Annotated in this window: 18 protein-coding genes; 4 read left to right on the forward strand and 14 right to left on the reverse strand. The window is 41.7% G+C overall.

The features are described from left to right. Positions 1 to 37: 37 nt before the first annotated feature. The 8 genes from NSQ55_RS16865 to NSQ55_RS16900 all read right to left on the reverse strand — a co-directional run bounded on the left by NSQ55_RS16865 (position 38) and on the right by NSQ55_RS16900 (position 8,570). Positions 38 to 826: a TIGR01457 family HAD-type hydrolase gene (locus NSQ55_RS16865; RefSeq protein ID WP_076128417.1), complete on the reverse strand. Its 789-nt coding sequence runs from the start codon at positions 824 to 826 to the stop codon at positions 38 to 40. Between the two features lie 293 nt (positions 827 to 1,119). Beyond that, entirely contained in the window at positions 1,120 to 2,058 is a 939-nt protein-coding gene (gene rnz, locus NSQ55_RS16870) for a ribonuclease Z (protein WP_076128415.1), read from the reverse strand. Positions 2,059 to 2,201: 143 nt separating this feature from the next. Then, complete coding sequence (metH, locus tag NSQ55_RS16875; RefSeq protein WP_339168141.1) at positions 2,202 to 5,639, reverse strand: methionine synthase; 3,438 nt, start codon at positions 5,637 to 5,639, stop codon at positions 2,202 to 2,204. A gap of 119 nt (positions 5,640 to 5,758) precedes the next feature. After that, positions 5,759 to 6,184, reverse strand: coding sequence for a FixH family protein (locus tag NSQ55_RS16880; RefSeq protein WP_038571571.1), 426 nt, complete (start codon positions 6,182 to 6,184; stop codon positions 5,759 to 5,761). Between the two features lie 262 nt (positions 6,185 to 6,446). Next, positions 6,447 to 7,232, reverse strand: a complete 786-nt coding sequence (locus NSQ55_RS16885; protein WP_339168143.1) for an HAD-IA family hydrolase — start codon at positions 7,230 to 7,232, stop codon at positions 6,447 to 6,449. Between the two features lie 34 nt (positions 7,233 to 7,266). Further along, the gene (locus tag NSQ55_RS16890) at positions 7,267 to 7,788 is read right to left on the reverse strand and encodes a hypothetical protein (protein WP_339168145.1); all 522 of its coding nucleotides are present in this window, start codon (positions 7,786 to 7,788) and stop codon (positions 7,267 to 7,269) included. Between the two features lie 49 nt (positions 7,789 to 7,837). Further along, entirely contained in the window at positions 7,838 to 8,047 is a 210-nt protein-coding gene (locus tag NSQ55_RS16895; RefSeq protein ID WP_036687717.1) for a DUF896 domain-containing protein, read from the reverse strand. Positions 8,048 to 8,156: 109 nt separating this feature from the next. Then, positions 8,157 to 8,570 (reverse strand): LysM peptidoglycan-binding domain-containing protein, encoded by a 414-nt coding sequence (locus tag NSQ55_RS16900; protein WP_076128409.1) that lies wholly within the window; start codon positions 8,568 to 8,570, stop codon positions 8,157 to 8,159. A 251-nt stretch (positions 8,571 to 8,821) separates the two neighbouring features. Here NSQ55_RS16900 and lexA point away from each other — a divergent pair, with 251 nt between their 5' ends. The 4 genes from lexA to NSQ55_RS16920 all read left to right on the forward strand — a co-directional run bounded on the left by lexA (position 8,822) and on the right by NSQ55_RS16920 (position 11,298). Next, positions 8,822 to 9,448: a transcriptional repressor LexA gene (gene lexA / locus NSQ55_RS16905; protein WP_036687720.1), complete on the forward strand. Its 627-nt coding sequence runs from the start codon at positions 8,822 to 8,824 to the stop codon at positions 9,446 to 9,448. Positions 9,449 to 9,627: 179 nt separating this feature from the next. Beyond that, the gene (locus NSQ55_RS16910; protein ID WP_076128407.1) at positions 9,628 to 9,966 is read left to right on the forward strand and encodes a L,D-transpeptidase; all 339 of its coding nucleotides are present in this window, start codon (positions 9,628 to 9,630) and stop codon (positions 9,964 to 9,966) included. Between the two features lie 150 nt (positions 9,967 to 10,116). Beyond that, a complete protein-coding gene (locus NSQ55_RS16915; protein WP_339168150.1) occupies positions 10,117 to 10,497 on the forward strand; it encodes a hypothetical protein in 381 nt (126 codons plus the stop codon). A 222-nt stretch (positions 10,498 to 10,719) separates the two neighbouring features. After that, positions 10,720 to 11,298, forward strand: a complete 579-nt coding sequence (locus NSQ55_RS16920) for a hypothetical protein (RefSeq protein ID WP_339168152.1) — start codon at positions 10,720 to 10,722, stop codon at positions 11,296 to 11,298. A gap of 105 nt (positions 11,299 to 11,403) precedes the next feature. Here the strand turns inward: NSQ55_RS16920 and NSQ55_RS16925 are convergent, their stop codons facing one another. From NSQ55_RS16925 to NSQ55_RS16950, 6 genes are all read right to left on the reverse strand, one after another. After that, positions 11,404 to 12,186, reverse strand: a complete 783-nt coding sequence (locus NSQ55_RS16925; protein ID WP_076184438.1) for an MBL fold metallo-hydrolase — start codon at positions 12,184 to 12,186, stop codon at positions 11,404 to 11,406. Then, entirely contained in the window at positions 12,187 to 12,678 is a 492-nt protein-coding gene (locus NSQ55_RS16930) for a cupin domain-containing protein (RefSeq protein WP_339168154.1), read from the reverse strand. A gap of 32 nt (positions 12,679 to 12,710) precedes the next feature. After that, entirely contained in the window at positions 12,711 to 12,914 is a 204-nt protein-coding gene (locus tag NSQ55_RS16935; RefSeq protein WP_076184440.1) for a DUF5316 domain-containing protein, read from the reverse strand. Positions 12,915 to 13,340: 426 nt separating this feature from the next. Continuing rightward, positions 13,341 to 14,030, reverse strand: coding sequence for a hypothetical protein (locus NSQ55_RS16940; RefSeq protein WP_339168156.1), 690 nt, complete (start codon positions 14,028 to 14,030; stop codon positions 13,341 to 13,343). A 2,037-nt stretch (positions 14,031 to 16,067) separates the two neighbouring features. Then, a complete protein-coding gene (locus NSQ55_RS16945; RefSeq protein WP_339168158.1) occupies positions 16,068 to 16,850 on the reverse strand; it encodes an SDR family oxidoreductase in 783 nt (260 codons plus the stop codon). Positions 16,851 to 17,134: 284 nt separating this feature from the next. Then, positions 17,135 to 17,902 (reverse strand): nucleotidyltransferase domain-containing protein, encoded by a 768-nt coding sequence (locus tag NSQ55_RS16950; RefSeq protein ID WP_339168160.1) that lies wholly within the window; start codon positions 17,900 to 17,902, stop codon positions 17,135 to 17,137. Positions 17,903 to 17,940 lie beyond the last annotated feature (38 nt).

Genomic DNA, 17,940 nt, shown 5'->3' on the forward strand with positions numbered 1-17,940 from the left:
TCCCCTCTAAGTTGGTGAAGTAATAAGACCCTAGCTATTATACACCGAGAAACATTTTAAGTTCAGCTAAATCGGCACATATTTCATCGGGAGTGATCCCTGTGATGCTTTTATAGTGCTCCAGGTTCTCTGTAGTGGTTAAACCGGTAAGAACAAGGATTGTACGACAGCCCGCATTAACACCGGCAGCGATATCCGTACGCATATTATCCCCAACAACAGCAGCATGTTCAGGTTGAATGTTCAGAAGATCTGTCGCATATTTGATCAGGTGGGATTCAGGTTTACCGATCACTACTGGCTTCACTCCACTTGCAGCCTCAATTGCTGCACCAATCGTACCCGCACCCGGCATAACCCCATCATCTGATGGTAACATTAAATCTGGATTGGTGAGCACAAACTTTGCCCCGCTCAAAATCCAACGCGAAGCTTGAGCTAACGAAGCATAATTAAAAGAACGATCGATACCTTGCACCACATAATCAGGGGATTCTGTGACGATTTGGAGCCCTGCCTCAATGCAAGCCATACGCAGTCCCTCTTCTCCAAGTATCGCCACTGTAGCCCCAGGTGATTCCTCAGCTATGTAACGTGCGGCTGCCATAGAAGAGGTACATACCTCCTCAGCTTTCGCCTCAATTCCCATTCCACTTAAGTGGGCAGCAACGTTAGCTGCCGTACGCGATGAGTTATTAGTAACAAATAAAAAAGGGATATCCGCTTCACGAAGAGCTTTTATCAGCAGATCAGCACCGGGAATCATTTTATGCCCATGGTACAATGTACCATCTAGATCAATCAATAATCCTTCAATTTGTTCCATCACTAACCCCTCAGTTTCCACAATAAATTTAATTAATATAATAAATAAATAATAGTATTAACAAACTTGTAGCCTTTGCCCTGCTTGGATTTACAGAAAAACTCAATCCCTTTAGGTGGAAGATATCACCTACTGATTTTCGGCAATATGTCCAGCCATTCGTTCGTCTTTTACTCCGTGATTACTTTAAATCTAACACACTTCGTCGAATGAAATCGAACAACCGTCCCATCCAGCATTTTTTAGCATAGCACTGTCATTTCCTGCGCTTTCCCGGAAAATAATCATTCCCCCTATTGCCCATTTAGTCTGCGAGGTACCGGATATGCATTAAATTCTTCAGCTAATAATGTCTCTGGGAATAGGAGTTCAGCTTCCTCAAGCAAAGGAATTAACTCTTCATGCGAGCTGTAACGAGAACTAAAATGAGTCAGCAACAGCTGTCCTGCTTTGGCTTCTTTTGCTAACTCTGCAGCCTGACGGGCTGTACTATGATGATATTGATACGCCATGTCAGCCAGATCATGGGCGAAGGTTGCTTCATGAACGATAAGGTCTGCATTAAGAGAGAGTTCTAAGGCTCCCGAACAAGGTCTTGTATCTCCAAGGATAGTAACAATACGTCCTCGTTTGGGTTCCCTGACAACATCAGCAGCACAGATTCGCACACCTTCATCCGTAACAACATCTTCACCTTTTTTTAATTTCCCATAAATCGGTCCCGGTTTTAAACCATAACTCTTAAGCAATTCCGTATTGAGGCTTCCGGGACTATCCTTTTCCGTTACCCGGTAGCCATAGCTGTCAATCCGGTGCTCAAGTAATGCAGCCTCAACTTTAAAGCTATCATCCTCGAATATAATTCCTCCTGTATGCTCTACAATCTCAATCTTATAAGGAATTCGGGATTGGCTCACAGCTAAGGAGATCTCTAAGTAAGCTTTTAATCCAGGGGGTCCGTACACCGTTAACGGCGCTGTCCCTCCCTGATAACCACGACTTGATAATAGACCTGGAAGACCAAATAGGTGATCACCATGCAAGTGGGTAATGAATAGCTTTTCCAGCTTTCCTAGCCGAATCGGTGAACGAAGAACCTGATGTTGTGTACCTTCCCCACAATCGAACATCCAAATACTGCGACGTTCTTCCAGCAGTCTTAATGTAACGGACGTTACATTGCGTTGTAGCGTTGGCACACCTGCATTAGTACCTAAAAAATATAAATCCATTCTTTTTCCTCCCTTCTGCTTATTGGCTCAACCATCTCTTTTCAATTCTAAACGACCTTCTTCCAGCAAAAAACCCCCCAGTTACGGGAGGTTCCGCTGAAAGGGATACAATCCCCTACAGACCAGGTATATAAATGAAAGAATTACAGCTTCTCTACATTAAAATACTGCGCTTCTGGATGGGCAAATACCATAGCCGAAACGGAAGCTTCGGGCTCCATCATAAAGCCTTCTGTAAGGTTAACACCGATATCCTCCGGAGATAACAACTTAAACAGTGGACCTTGATCTTCTAAATCCGGGCATGCAGGATAACCAAATGAAACACGGATTCCTTGGTATCTTGCCCCATGTCTTTGCTTCATCGTCATATCCGCCGGATCCGGGAAACCCCAAGTATCGCGCATCATATGATGGACGCGTTCCGCCAGTCCTTCTGCCACTTCAAGTGCAACCGACTGCAAGGCGTGTGAACGCAGATAATCTCCGCTTTCTTTCAGCTGAGTAGACAATTCACGTACACCGTGACCTGCTGTTACAACTAGGAATCCAACATAGTCCATAATACCACTGTCAACAGGTTTCAAGAAGTCCGCCAAGCACAGATGAGGCTCTACCCCTTGTCTCGGGAAAGTAAAGGTATGCAGGATCTCGGACGTATTCTGTGGATTATACACTATAATATCATTCCCTTGCGATTGTGCAGGGAAGAATTGATACATAGCATGTGGAGTAATGGTACCCTCTAGCATTGCTTGATGGAGAATATCGTCTACGGTACCTTTCAGTTCAACAGTCCGCTGATCTCCAGCAGCTAATTGGGCTTCTACAGAACCCCGTAACCCCAAATGATGACCCAGCAGCATTTGCATATTCACATAGGGGATAATATGCCCCAATGGATAGTTACGCAGTACGTGGCGTTCTAAATCCGGTGGAACAAATACAGGTGCATCTGGAGATATTTTGGAACGCACTGCTCTGGTTAGTTTCGGCAGTTCTTGCTTAGGCGCCACCGCAACCGCTGCTTCTGCCTCCACACGAATTTCCTCGGCAATCTTCTCCCGTTCTTCAGGGTTCATAAGCCGATTGGCAATATCCAGCCCGTCCATAGCGTCCTTAGCATACAATACTAGACCGTCATATTCTGGACGAATACGGGTCTTCGTAAATTTACGGGTCAAAGCTGCGCCGCCAACCATAATCGGAACATCGATCCCTGCTGTACGTAAATCCTGAGCGGTGAGGACCATCTGCTGAGCAGATTTCACAAGCAGCCCGGACAATCCTATCGCATCAGCTTTTTCTCGACGGAAGGCTTCGATAATGGTCTCTGGTGGTACTTTTATACCCAAATTAATGATCTGATAACCATTATTGGAGAGGATGATCTCCACTAGATTCTTACCAATATCATGCACGTCCCCTTTTACGGTTGCCAGCATAATTTTTCCTTTAACCGCTGTCTCATCCTTCTGCATAAACTGCTCTAGATGATTGACAGAAGCCTTCATCACTTCAGCGCTTTGCAGCACCTCAGCAACGATCAATTCATTATTATTAAATAACCGGCCGACTTCCGACATCCCTGCCATCAGCGGTCCATTGATGATCTCCAGCGGACCAGATTTAGTCAATGCTTCATTAAGGTCAGGAATGAGTCCTTCCTTCGTACCTTCAACCACATAGGAAGCTAAACGTTCTTCAAGTGACAGGTTGGAAATCTTCTCTTTTTTCTCTACTTTTTTACCACGGAAAGCAGCTACAAAAGCAGAAAGCGTCTCATCATTCGTATTATAAATCAGTTCCTCAGCAAGATGACGTTCTTCGGCAGGAATGGAAGCATACCGCTCCACTTTCTCTGTATTTACGATCGCATAATCCAACCCAGCTTTTGTACATTCATAAAGGAATACGGAGTTCAACACTTCACGTCCCGCTTCCGGCAATCCAAAGGAGACGTTGCTAATGCCCAAGATCGTATGAACACCTGGAAGTGCTTCCTTGATCAAACGAATGCCGTCAATCGTTTCTTTTGCTGAACCGATATATTGTTCATCTCCGGTTCCTACAGGGAACACCAACGTGTCAAAAATAAGATCTTCTCCTGCTAAACCGTACTTATTCACTAGCAAGTCATAGGAGCGTTTAGCCACTTCCAGTTTATCTGTCGCCTTAATGGCTTGTCCCGTCTCATCGATGGTACCCACAACAATAGCTGCACCATATTTATGAATGATCGGCGTCACCAGCTCGAATTTTTCTTCACCATCTTCAAGGTTAATGGAGTTAATTATCGCCTTACCTTGACAGTACTGCAAAGCCAAATCGATAACCTTAGGATCGGTAGTATCGATCATCAGGGGTACTTTAACCTTTTTCACAACCAGTTCTAAGAAAAGCTTAATATCTTCAATCTCATCACGGTCAGGGTCTTGTACACACACGTCAATAACCTGTGCCCCACTCTTCACCTGAGCACGGGCAATTTCTGAGGCTTCCTCATATTTACCTTCGACGATAAGACGTTTAAATTTACGAGAGCCAAGTACATTCGTACGTTCACCAACCATGTATGGGCGGTTGTCGTTCTCAATATAGATAGGCTCAATGCCTGAAAGTGCAGGTGGATGATTACCTGTCAGCGGGCGTGGAGGATATTCAGAAAGTGCTTCCTTCATCGCACGGATATGCTCTGGTGTCGTTCCACAGCACCCCCCCGCAATGTTCAGCCAGCCTTTTTCGGCAAAGGCTGCAATCTTGCGAGCTAAAGAATCTGGAGATTCATGATAATGTCCGTTCTCATCCGGCAATCCTGCGTTTGGATAACAGCTCACGGCTGCGGAGGAGATCTCCGAAAGCGAACGAATGTGATCCCGCATGAACTCAGGACCAGTCGCACAGTTGAGGCCCATAGAGATAGGCTTCAGATGTTCTAATGAGATATAAAATGCTTCAATATTCTGACCCGCCAATGTAGTACCCATTGGTTCAATTGTTCCGGAAATCATAACCGGCAATGTGATACCAGTCTTTTCAAAAGCATTACGAATACCAATACTTCCAGCTTTAACGTTAAGTGTATCTTGAGAGGTCTCCAGCAGCAAAACATCTACTTTACCGTCGATCAATGCCACTGCTTGTTCCTCATAGCTATCAACTAACTCTTGGAAAGTAACGCCTCCAGTTACTGAGAGCGTTTTTGTTGTTGGACCCATAGCCCCCACGACGTATCGCGGACGGTCAGGTGTGTCATATTTGTCTACTGCTCTGCGAGCCAACTCTGCTGCCGCTAGATTGATCTCACGTGCCCGCTGAGGAATATCATATTCAGCTAGCACAACAGAGGTTGCACCAAATGTGTTAGTCTCAATGAGATCAGCCCCTGCTTCGAGGTACTGCTCATGAATCGTCTGAATGACTTCTGGACGTGTTAATACCAGCATTTCATTACAGCCGTCCAGCTCATCGCCTCCAAAATCTTCTCCAGTAAGAGGCACCTGTTGGATCATCGTGCCCATTGCGCCATCAAGGATCAAAATCCTTTGTTGTAAGCTTTCCTCAAGTGTATATTTAGCCAACTAATAGTCCCCCCAGTAAAACATTAGAGTAAGTTTAGCAGAATAAAGGAATTTCGAAAAGCCTTCCTTTCCACTCTGCTTTATCTGTTATTGCTCAGTAAGCGTTGCGAACCTTTGAATCATGGTTTCACAGACAGCTCTTTGCTAGGCATAGAGTGCTGTGTCCGGGCTGTCACATGTGAAGTGACATTATATTGTCCTTCCTTTTCAAGGGTCCCTTCTGCTTGATAGACTCCTTTACCAATTAGCTTTCCCTTAAGCTCTATTTTCTGTCCCTCATCATTTTTATTCACAATTTCGAACAGAACCTCTTTTGCATCATCTACTGCCTCGTTATCTTGGGTCACCACAGCTTCAAAGGTTACCTTTTGATTTACAACAACTTCTTCAGGACTCCATTGTAGTTCGACTTTGATAGGTTCCATAGACATGTTCATATTCATGTTATGTATTTCTGAATGCTTGGTTCCATTTGAAGAACATCCACCTAGTACTAGAAGTGTTGCACCTAATAATACAGCGACTAATTTCTTCGATCTCATCATTCGGAGCCCTCCCAATCATTATCGAATAATAAAAATCTACCAATTCATGTTATACATCTCCATCTATTATACACATTATTATTCGTTTTTCAGTATTTTGCATCAATTCCGCATTAGTCTTGTGACTTAAATCATTTACTTAAAAATCTAATGAAATCCTTATGTTAGTATGTATGTACAGAAAAGCAGCGAGTTTCTTAGGATCTCAGAAACTCGCTGCTTTTATAAAGTCTTTATGTTGGAGCTAATAGCTCTGTATATCTTACAAGGATTGAACTAGTGGAAGAAGTTCCTCAAGGTGATTGATTTCATGATCTGGATGAATATCAAGACTAGGTGCTCTACCTTTTCTATTAATCCAGACCGTGGTCAACCCTGCTGCCAGCCCCCCACGGATATCCGTTGTAAGCTTATCGCCGACCATAACTGCTTGCTCAGGCGTTACATCAAGAAGCTCTAAAGCATGCAGGAAAATTTCCTTATCCGGTTTGCCTTTACCAAAGCTTCCGGAAATCACAATATGATCAAAGAAAGGAATTAACTCGGGCACACCATCTAGTTTCTCTTGTTGCAGTGCAGGACAGCCGTTCGTAAGTAGCAAAAGCTTCACTTGACCCCGTAACTGTTCCAGTACATGCATTGTTTCTTCATAGATGTATGGACGTTTTCTGCGCTCTGCTGCGAATTTAGTTGCCAAGGTCTCAGCTAGTGCTTCGTCTTCCACCCCTAACGCTGCAAGTCCGCGACGCCAAGACTCTTTACGATATACCGGTGCAAGCTGCTCCAATTGACGGAATTCTGGCTGTTCACCTGCCGTAAAGTTAGCCCAGAGTGCTTCAAATGGATTAATTCCGATCATCTTTGTAAATGGGAACGTCTCATAAGATTCATACAAGCTACTTGCTTCCTTACGAACTGCAACTTCTAGTTCTTGTGGATCTATCGTATCCCCGGCGGCTTCACAAGCAAAACGAAATGCTTCTTCGACGCTCCGATCATCCCACAGCAATGTATCATCAAGGTCAAATAGTACAGCAGAAATTGGCATTACAGGTCTCCCTCTCCCTTTAACTGGTCTAGTTCTATTCGTGAACTACTTCAATGTTGTGAGCTTTAGCAAATGCTTCTAATCGTGTACTCATCGCATTAGTATCATAGCGATTCATAAGTTTTGTGAAAATCCATTTCGTACGTTTCCCTTTGTGCTTAATGACTACAGCTCCACGCGAAAGGGCGATTTTCTCAATATCTGCAGCTGGAAGTCCGCGTTCGCGATTGAATTTAATAGTGGACAGTCTTGCTTTTTCCACCTTCAAGTACGGACGACGGAAGAACAATAGCGCTGCCAGCAAATAGTACAGTACTACTCCCAGCCAATTAGCCAGCATGCCATTGCCTTTGGCCTGATCAATAGAACCAACTACCCAAAACATAGTGCCAAGTATCACTAACACTACCGGAAATGCAATGTTGCGACCTTTAAAGACTTCGGCATTCTGGGTAGGAGATTTAGAGGCATAAATCGTATCCTTGCCTTGTTTCTTTCTTTGCTTGTTGATTTGCTGTGTGTTGCGTTGAACCATTCTTTCCCAAGAACGGGCCATGTGCGTTCCCCCTAGTCATCCTGAAATATCTATGAAAAGGAACAGCGAGCTAATGTTTAAGCCCCTTGTTACCTTGTTCATGCTCATCGTTATCTACTACTTCAATAGTATTTAATTGTGCTCGGAAGTTATTGCGGATATTCCCCAGGTAAATTTCACGAAGCTTGGCGCGTTCCGCCACTTCCTCTTGATTAAGGCCTACGCTCTTCTGTTTGCGTGCCAATTCGTTAATTCGCGCGACCAACTCATCAATATTCAATACTTTCCCTCCCCCTATAAATTAATTCTAACTCTGCCATGAGAAAAAGAGCTTGTCAAGGTCTACTCCCTGCAAGCTCTACTGGTCATTCTATTATGTTCTCAGAAAATTAATAAATAGGTAAAGTAAGTATGTCTCCAGCGTTAATTTGACTACTCTTAATCCCACTTGAACGTTTAATTCCTTCTATATAAACAACTGTCTTCATATCAGCTGGTTTATTCTTAAGAGCAATACTCCATAGTGTATCTCCACGTTCAACCACAATCCGCTTCTCTTCCTTCATTATAGTCGTCGATCCTGCAAACACATTTCCCACTACTGTTAGGCCAGATAATACTAGCACGAAAATCAATATTAACTTAATAAAGAAATCTTGACGGAACAACGAAATCATCCCTCCAAGCAAACGTTCCGTTATCTCTTTCACCTTAGCGGAATTACGGGCAACGTCATTATGTCCTATAGATTCAACCACAGGGGCCTTGTCGTAGATGCTGCGGTATGTACTGTATTTTAGCATAATCATCATCCTCCAAACACTTGTTCTTACTTTCGAATTTATAATAACACGAACATGTGTTTTGTTCAATACTATTTCAGAACAATTGTTCTCTTTTTTTCGAGAGACTCAAGCGGTTCATTTTATTATCATTTGTCTACCATTTTTTAACTCTAGCAGATTAATATTTATAATAGTTAGAACTTATGTTTGTGCGAACGGTAGTTCTATGTTATAATTTTCCCAAACATTACTATATGGGGTTGATTCCAATGTCAAAGATTTCAAGTCGCCAGCTGGCGATCCTGGAATTTATACGAAGCGAAGTCCGCAGCAAGGGTTATCCACCTTCCGTCCGGGAAATTGGAGAAGCTGTTGGCCTTGCTTCCAGCTCCACAGTTCACGGTCATTTGGACCGGCTTGAGAAGAAGGGACTTATTCGTCGAGATCCAACGAAGCCACGTGCAATAGAATTACTAGGCCAAGAGGATTCAGAGAATGTTCACCAATTCGCGCAGACCATCTCACGGATTCCTGTCGTAGGTAAAGTTACCGCCGGGGTACCTATCACTGCTACAGAGAATATCGAAGACTACTTCCCACTTCCTACTCACTATGTAGGTGACAACAAAGTATTTATGCTGTCTGTCATGGGTGATAGTATGGTTGACGCAGGCATTATGAATGGTGACTATGTGATTGTTCGCCAACAACAAACAGCGGACAACGGAGATATCGTTGTAGCCATGACCGAAGAAGATGAAGCAACCGTTAAGACCTTTTACAAGGAACGTGATCATATACGGCTTCAGCCGGAGAATCCAGCTTATGAGCCGCTTCGCCTTAATCGCGTAACTATTCTCGGAAGAGTCATCGGATTGTTTCGAGATATCCACTAAGTATGCACTTCTAACATAAAAGGCTGGTCCGCATATGCGGACCAGCCTTTTTTCTACGTTTTTTTTGCTTTTCCAACCACAAACGAACATTTGTTCTCATTGGCTAAAATGGCCATTTTCTATGAATAACCCTTTAGGCGTTCTGCTCATATCCTAATTAGAAAGGAGTGTTGCGTATAATGCCCAACTACCGAATTATTGTAGATCTGACCCAACGAATGTTATATCTTCTGGACAATGATATTGTGATTAGAGGTTTCCCTGTCGGCATCGGTAAGATGTTAACCCAATCCCCGGTGGGAGAATTCACTATTATTAACAAACAACCCGACCCAGGGGGTCCCTTCGGTGTTTTTTGGATGGGACTGTCTAAACCACACTACGGAATTCATGGAAACAATGACCCTTCCTCCATTGGGAAAGAGGTGTCCCACGGCTGCATCCGGATGTACAACGAGGATGTGTTAGCACTCGCTGCTATTGTCCCTATAGGCACACGAGTAACGATAAGAAATTAAATTCGAATGGAGGCTCGGCAACCCCCAAATCACATTAAAAAATGGGGGTCATTACATAAGTAAGTATTTTTTCATTAGCATACTAGGAGTTTGATGATTATATGTCGAATATTGTTAACAGGATTGCAAATTGAAAAGGATGTGTTTAGTTTGAATAATTCAAAAATTAGAACCCTCGTCGATTTTAAAGTCGATGCACTGGGTAAGCTGTCCGGTTTACTTTTAAATGATGAACAAGCTAGTGGAAAAAAAGTGAATTTGCTCACCTCTTTTGGCAGCATTCAGGGAATCGTCTCTCCAACCATCTCCAACAAAGAGGATGTATTTGATTTAAAATCGTTGATGGATGATGTAATTGTGGACGAATACATATCTTATTTGGGAGCAGAACACCCTGATAAAAATTTCAGCTATAACTTTGTTGTCCTCAATGACGTTACTGTAAGACCTTATGCAAGTTATGGAACTCCGATCGAATACAAACAGCTGATTGTTTATACTGATCATATCACTGCCTTCAATTTTCTATAGGTTTACATAATCACCTTAAAAAGCACCCTTGCAGCAACCCCCAATTTTGCATCATTTGCAGAATCGGAAGGTTTCTCTGGGTGCTTTTTTTGGGTTAATCGTGAAGCCGATCCTATAATTCCACGAATTCCCCTTTTAAAAGATACTAGTGGGGATCATTCAGGCATATCTTTCAATAAGCAACAATTTGAGTCTAATGAGATAACTAGGAGGTGTGATTATATGCTGATTATCCTGATGTACTTATTTGCTATTTTAGGAGTTGTTTTAATTCTAAGTGCCGCCATTATAAAATTGAAAACGCTATCTGCTTCATCTGAAATTTCTAAGCTAGTTAATGCGACCTCATCTTTTAACATCAGCTTCACCAAAACATTCATTCCCCCCAATCAATCTCACTTGATCGCACTTAACGAGCCTAATAAAAAATTAGCAATTGGCACCAAAAATCCGAAGAGTAACAAAAAAGCAGTAGCAAAGCTATACTCATTTGATAATGTAATGGGATCCGAGATTGTGGTTAACGCACTTACCCTTTCAAAAGTATCCAAAAGACATCAAAACAGCAAAACTACTGCAACAAGTGCAGATATTAACTTCCTTAAGGAAGCTGATGAAGAAGCTAATGTGATTGAAGAGCTTACGCTTAAAATATATATGAACAGCAAAGAAACGCCTGTGTATTGTATCTCCTTCTTGCCGGGTTTATTGCCTATTCAACAATCCGACAACCAGTACAAGGAAGCTTACTCCCAAGTACAACAATTACATGCACTGTTCAGGTCAATCGTATCTGAATAATTAAGTTGTTTTTTGCGCAATAAGATGTGTGAATTATTTTTCGCAAAAGCCTTTGATGTAGACACCATATCGCCATACCCTCATTTGTTTTCGACATAGAAAAATCTAAAATTGCACACTAAACCCATCAAACTGGTGAATGCCCGTACCATGTGCTACTACCTTTTGCTCACGTAACTCACGAACCGCTTTTTTGACCTCTTGTAAAATAGATGGATCTAAACCCAGTGTATTATGAGAACCGAATACTTGGGTAACTCCTGGAATTTCCGTAATCTTTTCTAAGGATGCCACTAAATCAACCGGACTAGTCGAAGGGTAAAAGGCATAGATTGGCGTAACGTCATACAATAAATCACCTGTAAACAGATATCCGTTGGCATGATCAAAAAGGCTGATATGACCTGGCGAATGACCTGGTGTATGGTAAATTTCTATTTTGCGCCCACCTATGTCGAGCACATCCCCTTCTTGTAAAAGAGCTGTTGGTTTCCCTTGAAAAGGTATGTAGGTGTTAGGATCAAAGGTTTCAGGAACAGGAAGGGTGATGTCCCGGCTCATATCTTTTCGAATCTGGGCAAGGGACAAGCCTTTTATTCCGTTAATCAGCCAATCCTCATCCGCTTTATGAACATAGATTGTCTCGAATTGCCCATGACTGCCAATATGATCTGCATGCACATGCGTAGTTATGACAGCGATAGGTAAATCCGTTAACTGATCCGTTATTCTTTTTATATTATCAATACCTAATCCCGTATCAATTAACGCGGCTTGTTTTTGCCCCAAGAGTAAAAAAGAATGCACCTTTTCCCAATGTCCATATTCACTGATTGCATAGGTGGTTGGATCAATTTCCGTTACTGTAAACCAACGATCTTTAATCAATTACGCTCCCCCATTCCATTTTTCCCTTACATGCTCTTCTCCCTTACAGTAATCCGCCTGTTCATCTGCTTGATAGATTTCTTGATAGGGCAAAATGTTGATTTTTCCTGAGTCTGGATATTCGCAAACATCTATTCCCTGATTCGTTCGGAGATCCAGATACCTGCATGGTGCATCGGAATGATTATAAAGCTGGTGCGCCCCTTCCGGTCCCATTTCAAAAAATATTACATCCCCTTCAGTAACCTCCGTAAAACCCTCGGGCGTTCTTAACATCGCTTTTCCCGCTAAAATCACAAATATCTCTTCAGCATTTCTATGAAAATGATAAGGAAAAGAATATTTATCAGGATCTAAAGATCTGATATCAAAAACTAAATGCTTGGAGCCCACCATTTCAGCTAATCTTTCACTCGTATGCCAAGCAAACTCTGGGATCGGGGACTGTTTTTGTGTAAAAGATACCGTATTTTCATTAAAAATCTTCACCATCTGCAACACTCCTCCTTATGTTGTGCGTTCATTTACAACAAATAAAGAATCCCAGCTACAGCTAATGAAATAAGACCACCTAAAGCGGACCAATTCGCTACTTTGTTTTTAGCTTTACGGTCTTGCTTAGATTCCGAATAAAAGTTACCTCTTTGTTGTGTACCTGTCGTGAAGGCTCCAACACATATACCTGAAATTATAAAGAAGCCCAATCCTATGTAAATAAAAATTTGCATGAACTTACTCCTTCCCAGGAAAGAATTAGTTATCTATATATAAGATATTTTAACATTAAATCCCTCTACTACGTGCCATGACTTTCGGACCCAGATGACGCTATTTGCTAATTTTGAGCCTTTGAAGCATGGTTTCGGACTCCAGTGACGTTATTCCTAAGGATGAGGCTCATATTGAGTGTTTTTAATGCTAATAGCGACTAAGGAGTCCTTTAGTATCCCAAATGTGTGGTAAAGTTTCGTATAAGGTCTGCTGGATCCTATAGCAGGCTCATACGCGAAATTTGCAACCTCAGCAAACGAAAATTGGCGTTCGAATGAAGTAAGGTACCAAAAAGAAGAAGAAGTGTGCCAACAACCATTTTTTTGATTATGGTTATGGCACACCCCTTCTACTCCGCACAACTCCTACGGCTCTGATCACACTTAATTCCTTTCAAGTTCAAGTGTTGCCAGTGAAACCATCACCCAAGGTGCAAACTTATTCGACGAATCACCTTTAGGATTGTGTATCCGAAAAAGAAAAGCTTCCCCCGCCTGATTCTTCCAGACCATATAATCTTCTATCCCTTTATCACCGGCAGCCTGCAGATATAGTTCAGCAAAACCTAGAGGATGTTCAATTAGTTCCCCGCTATGGTCGTTTGCTTTGCCAATTGCAGAAAGCTCGGTTTGTCCCTGCTGCTTCAAAGCTGTAAGATCGTAATCGGCAGGTAAGTGTTTAATTTCGGCATAATAGGTTGGATCCTCAGTTAATGATAAACGACCAGACTGTGAGTCTAGTGTGAAACCCTGAAAAACATACAGGGAATATCCATCACCTTTCCCAAGTGTACCTTCTTGCCCTGAGACCCCTCCCTCCTGTTCACCAAATGCTTTGGTCTTTGGTCGATCGGATGCTAGAGGATCAGTGGCCTCCGGACTGGCGGACTCCTGCGCCTCCATAGAAGGAGTAGCAGAAGGTTCAGGAGTGCTTGTAGCTTCAACAACTGGCATTGTCGCTGCACTTGACGCTGTAGGTTTTGCCTCGTCTGTTGTTTTATTGTTACTACATGCACCGAGAATTGAGGAAGACAGAAGAATACTAGTAACTGTAGTTAATAATATTTTTTTCATTACGCACCTCCTTATTACTATATTAGTTATTACCCACATGAGTGACGTGTCCTCTTATTCTTCAAACCTTTTCTCAATTTTATTGCTACGGATTGAAAAATTTCAAACAATCGACTCGTTCTTATTTACAGCTATGGAGTTGTGCTCGAAATTCAAATTGTTCCCGGACGATTCGGGCACCAACTATCTTAATTAATGCCACCAGATTCCATAAAGTGACCCATGAGATCTTAGTTCTTCTCGGTTTCATAAGGTTAATTGGACTGAGCAAGAGCAAGGTAGGCGATAAAACAATTAAAGTGAAAAAAAATTTACAATCACTTTTACTTTAACACTTTTAGAATATACAAAAATAATAAAATAGCGACTCACAGCCAACCGCGGGGGGGGGGGTCTGTAAATCGCCATTCTTAATGATCTGTAACTCAGGTCTTGTGTCAATACTCTTTGATAAATTCTTTTATAGTCACGATGCGGGAATATAACCAATGACTGACCATGACTATGTATAATCGTCTATAGAGTTATTTTTTTGATTTATAACTTCTTACTAATAAACTAATACCTTTAAAAATCAAAACCACTAATATCCCGAAAATTATCAAAGTTAATATTAAGTTTGACCAAACTATATCCAAATTCACTCCTCCGTCTCTGCATTTAATTCATCTATCTCCCATGATATCCCATTATTTATGATAAATGAACAACTTCTTACACGTTAAAATTGTTAATCAACAATATGCCAATTTTGATATTCACCTGTAAAACATCCTCGAATAACCTTAACCTCAGCTATTTGTGGGCATTTCGCGGGCATTTTTCGTAGACATATCATCGATGGTTACAAAACCACTATTTTGCCCAAACAAAAAAAAACTCAACACCAAAGGTGTCAAGGGTTTAAAGGTTCTAGTAAAGCGTCATATATTGGTTACTTTCCCACTCGTGAACCGAGTCCGGTTTACAGTTTTCCCTTTTTATAATGGTCTGAATAGTACCTAATTCCGTTAAAATAAAGGGTTCTCTGAGAAAACGATTACGGATTTCATTGTCTTCCTTCTATTATTTGTAAGCATTTTGTGGGCGTTTATGTGTGCAGGAAATATAGCCCAATTTTCAATCAGAAGAGGTACTACAAATGCAATTGAAGATTTCAATCTAGGGAATAGAATACAGAATATCGCTATCTTAAAAGTGGCTTGAAGATCGTATTGGGAGAATCATCGCCGTTAAAATTAACTGTAGATATCGGATAACCATCGCTAATTGGCTTCGCTCCGGAATCATTGGTGGATGAATCATAGGATCCATTGCCTCCGTGAGGGAAGAAATTTAATGTATGAACAAAAACCCTGCTACCATCATGGTCAGCAAGGTTTTATTATGACGCTTACTCGTAGAGTTGATTACAGATAAAACAAAATTTTTTGAGCAATAAAAGAGCAGTTCAGGTTATCCCTGTGATGACTCTTCTACATGGTACAACTCCTAACAGCAGCAATACAATGTTACACAGCTTATCTACTACTAAAGGACAAGAAAAAAGGAACCATAAAACGTCGCCCGCGCGGCAAACGAAAATAGTTTCCCGGAGACGCCACTGATGCTACCGATACAACGACAGAACCATTACTCAAATGACAGGGCTGCTTACTTTGGAATGTCCCAGAGAACTTTTGAAGAACAAGGAGCACCCCCTAAATTATGAGATGGGAAGATTTAAAGCCGGGACAGTCCGTGCATATCTGTGACAATCACGATAGCGGATTTGGTGGAAGGTGCGGAAGTATTGTAGCTATTGGTACTTTTATTGGTATCAGCGAACGTATAGGTGCGTTGATTGACATATATGAACCGTTACTAATAATTATTTAACCAGAAGCCCTCGAAGAAGTCGACTTCGAATCACTGCCACCAGGACTGGCTGAATTTGATATAAGACCCATCAAATTATAATGCCTCGTCAGCATTATCACTGACGAGGCGATTTTCACATCGTATTAGCTAGGTGTCTCATTGAGCTATCGTTCTCCGTTAGTTGAATCCACCCGTGGAATGTAAAACTTGGCCGGTAATCCACTCCCCATCATCGGTGGCTAAGAATGCAACCAGACGAGCTGCATCCTTAGGCAATCCTACTCTACCTGTTACAAATTGCTTAGATAACTGCTGTCGTAGGTCAGGAGTCATCCAGCCGGTGTCTGTGGGTCCAGGATTTATCGCATTTACGGTGATGCCTTTCGGACCCACCTCTGCTGCAAAAGTTCGTGTGAAAGCATCTATTGCCCCTTTCGTTGTGGCATACGAGATTTCACCAGCCATGGGGCCTAGTGATTGGCCCGATGTCATATTAATAACTCGACCACCTGCCGATTGCGTAAACCGTCTAGCGAATTCCACACTAAGCATAGTTACCGCCCTAACATTAATTGCGTAGTGTGCATCCAAAGACTCTGGGGTAATCGTGGTTAAGTCATCGTTAACCGAATAACAAGCATTGTTAACAAGAATGGAAGGTTCTCCTAGCTTCTGCTCAACGTTATTTAATAAATCCACAAAGCTTTCAGGTGCAGAAAGATCCATCATTAGGTGTTCGCAACGAACGCCCATGGAACGTATTTCCTCACAAAGTTGCTTTTGCTCCTCGTTATTGCTACCCCAGGGCATCTGTTGATCGTAACTAACCCAGTGTGTAAAAAATACATCAGCGCCTAGATAGGCCAACTCTTTGCACACTGCAGCACCGATTCCTGTGCTGCGACTTGCACCTGTTACTATTGCGATTCGACCTGTTAATCTGCCAAGTGTAGTATTCATGGGTCTTTTCTCCTTTTTATTTTGAAGTCGCATTAAACTGCGGTGACTATTGTGCAAATCTGCCCGTTACTTCAATGAAAACAGCAGGCTACCGTAGCGCCTGCTCATTAATGTGTATTATTCAACTAAAGTTCCCGTTAGCTCAATAGTCTTATGTTTTAATTAGAGTCGCTGCTTATAGTTGTGAGGCTTGCCGAACACCTAACGCAGTGACGTCCCGACGGGCTTAGGGGGCTGGATGTGGTCACTCGCTTCTCAGAGTGACCCGGAGCGTCAATATGGTGTTAGCCGAAGGAAGTTCTGGAAGCAGCCATTGTATTTAAGGCGTTCTCAAAATAGCTATATACTTCATCTGCAATTCCCAGAAACTCTTCAACAAGTACATTACTATCCAAGTAACAAGCATACAGATAATCAACTAAAGCGGAGTCAATCTCACAATAGTTTAATAGGGCATTCTTCATCTTAATAATGTCATCTTGCCATACACCTGTATCTTCTAAAACCAAAGAGTATAATGCACGAATTAATCTCTTAGAGTAACCTTTAATATATCTAGTTTTCATTGTGTTATCACTAGCATTAGAAAGTAAACTATGTATACGATCTACTTCCTCCTTGGTCTCTGTATTTAAGTCTAAAATGAACTCTGGAGAAATAATTATCGGTGGTACTTTTTCACCAACGTCATGACCATATATGCAAACACAAATTATCTTTACCCAAAAACCCCACTCATTTGGTTTACTTAATACATCGTCAATCGAGCAAATTATCGTATCAATCTTAGTTACTATTGGATATTCTTCCAAAAGCCTGTCTTTAATATTTGACAATCTTTCGTAATCAATATCTTTGGGATTTACACATACAATAGTAAAGTCTGCATCTGACTTAAAAGGTTTAGCAGTTCCTTTTGGAATCGAGCCACACATATAAATGCTATGAATCTTACCTTTGAATTCGGTAAGTATATTATCTATATACTTATCAACAAAATCCTTATATTCACTTTGTATTTCAATTCTATTTATAACTTTTTCTAATATCATATAGACTCCTCCTAAACTAAGAACTTCTTTCGGCTAAC

It is taken from the genome of Paenibacillus sp. FSL H7-0943, assembly GCF_037963265.1.
Taxonomy (GTDB): domain Bacteria; phylum Bacillota; class Bacilli; order Paenibacillales; family Paenibacillaceae; genus Paenibacillus_AQ; species Paenibacillus_AQ odorifer.

Bases quoted from the DNA above. Each gene is read 5' to 3' on its own strand.
- NSQ55_RS16885 (WP_339168143.1), bottom strand. From the start codon at position 7,232: ATGCCAATTTCTGCTGTACTATTTGACCTTGATGATACATTGCTGTGG.
- NSQ55_RS16940 (WP_339168156.1), bottom strand. From the start codon at position 14,030: ATGAAAAAAATATTATTAACTACAGTTACTAGTATTCTTCTGTCTTCC.
- lexA (WP_036687720.1), top strand. From the start codon at position 8,822: ATGTCAAAGATTTCAAGTCGCCAGCTGGCGATCCTGGAATTTATACGA.
- NSQ55_RS16890 (WP_339168145.1), bottom strand. From the start codon at position 7,788: ATGGCCCGTTCTTGGGAAAGAATGGTTCAACGCAACACACAGCAAATC.
- NSQ55_RS16910 (WP_076128407.1), top strand. From the start codon at position 9,628: ATGCCCAACTACCGAATTATTGTAGATCTGACCCAACGAATGTTATAT.
- NSQ55_RS16920 (WP_339168152.1), top strand. From the start codon at position 10,720: ATGCTGATTATCCTGATGTACTTATTTGCTATTTTAGGAGTTGTTTTA.
- NSQ55_RS16935 (WP_076184440.1), bottom strand. From the start codon at position 12,914: ATGCAAATTTTTATTTACATAGGATTGGGCTTCTTTATAATTTCAGGT.
- NSQ55_RS16945 (WP_339168158.1), bottom strand. From the start codon at position 16,850: ATGAATACTACACTTGGCAGATTAACAGGTCGAATCGCAATAGTAACA.
- NSQ55_RS16900 (WP_076128409.1), bottom strand. From the start codon at position 8,570: ATGCTAAAATACAGTACATACCGCAGCATCTACGACAAGGCCCCTGTG.
- NSQ55_RS16950 (WP_339168160.1), bottom strand. From the start codon at position 17,902: ATGATATTAGAAAAAGTTATAAATAGAATTGAAATACAAAGTGAATAT.
- NSQ55_RS16865 (WP_076128417.1), bottom strand. From the start codon at position 826: ATGGAACAAATTGAAGGATTATTGATTGATCTAGATGGTACATTGTAC.
- NSQ55_RS16880 (WP_038571571.1), bottom strand. From the start codon at position 6,184: ATGATGAGATCGAAGAAATTAGTCGCTGTATTATTAGGTGCAACACTT.
- NSQ55_RS16930 (WP_339168154.1), bottom strand. From the start codon at position 12,678: ATGGTGAAGATTTTTAATGAAAATACGGTATCTTTTACACAAAAACAG.
- rnz (WP_076128415.1), bottom strand. From the start codon at position 2,058: ATGGATTTATATTTTTTAGGTACTAATGCAGGTGTGCCAACGCTACAA.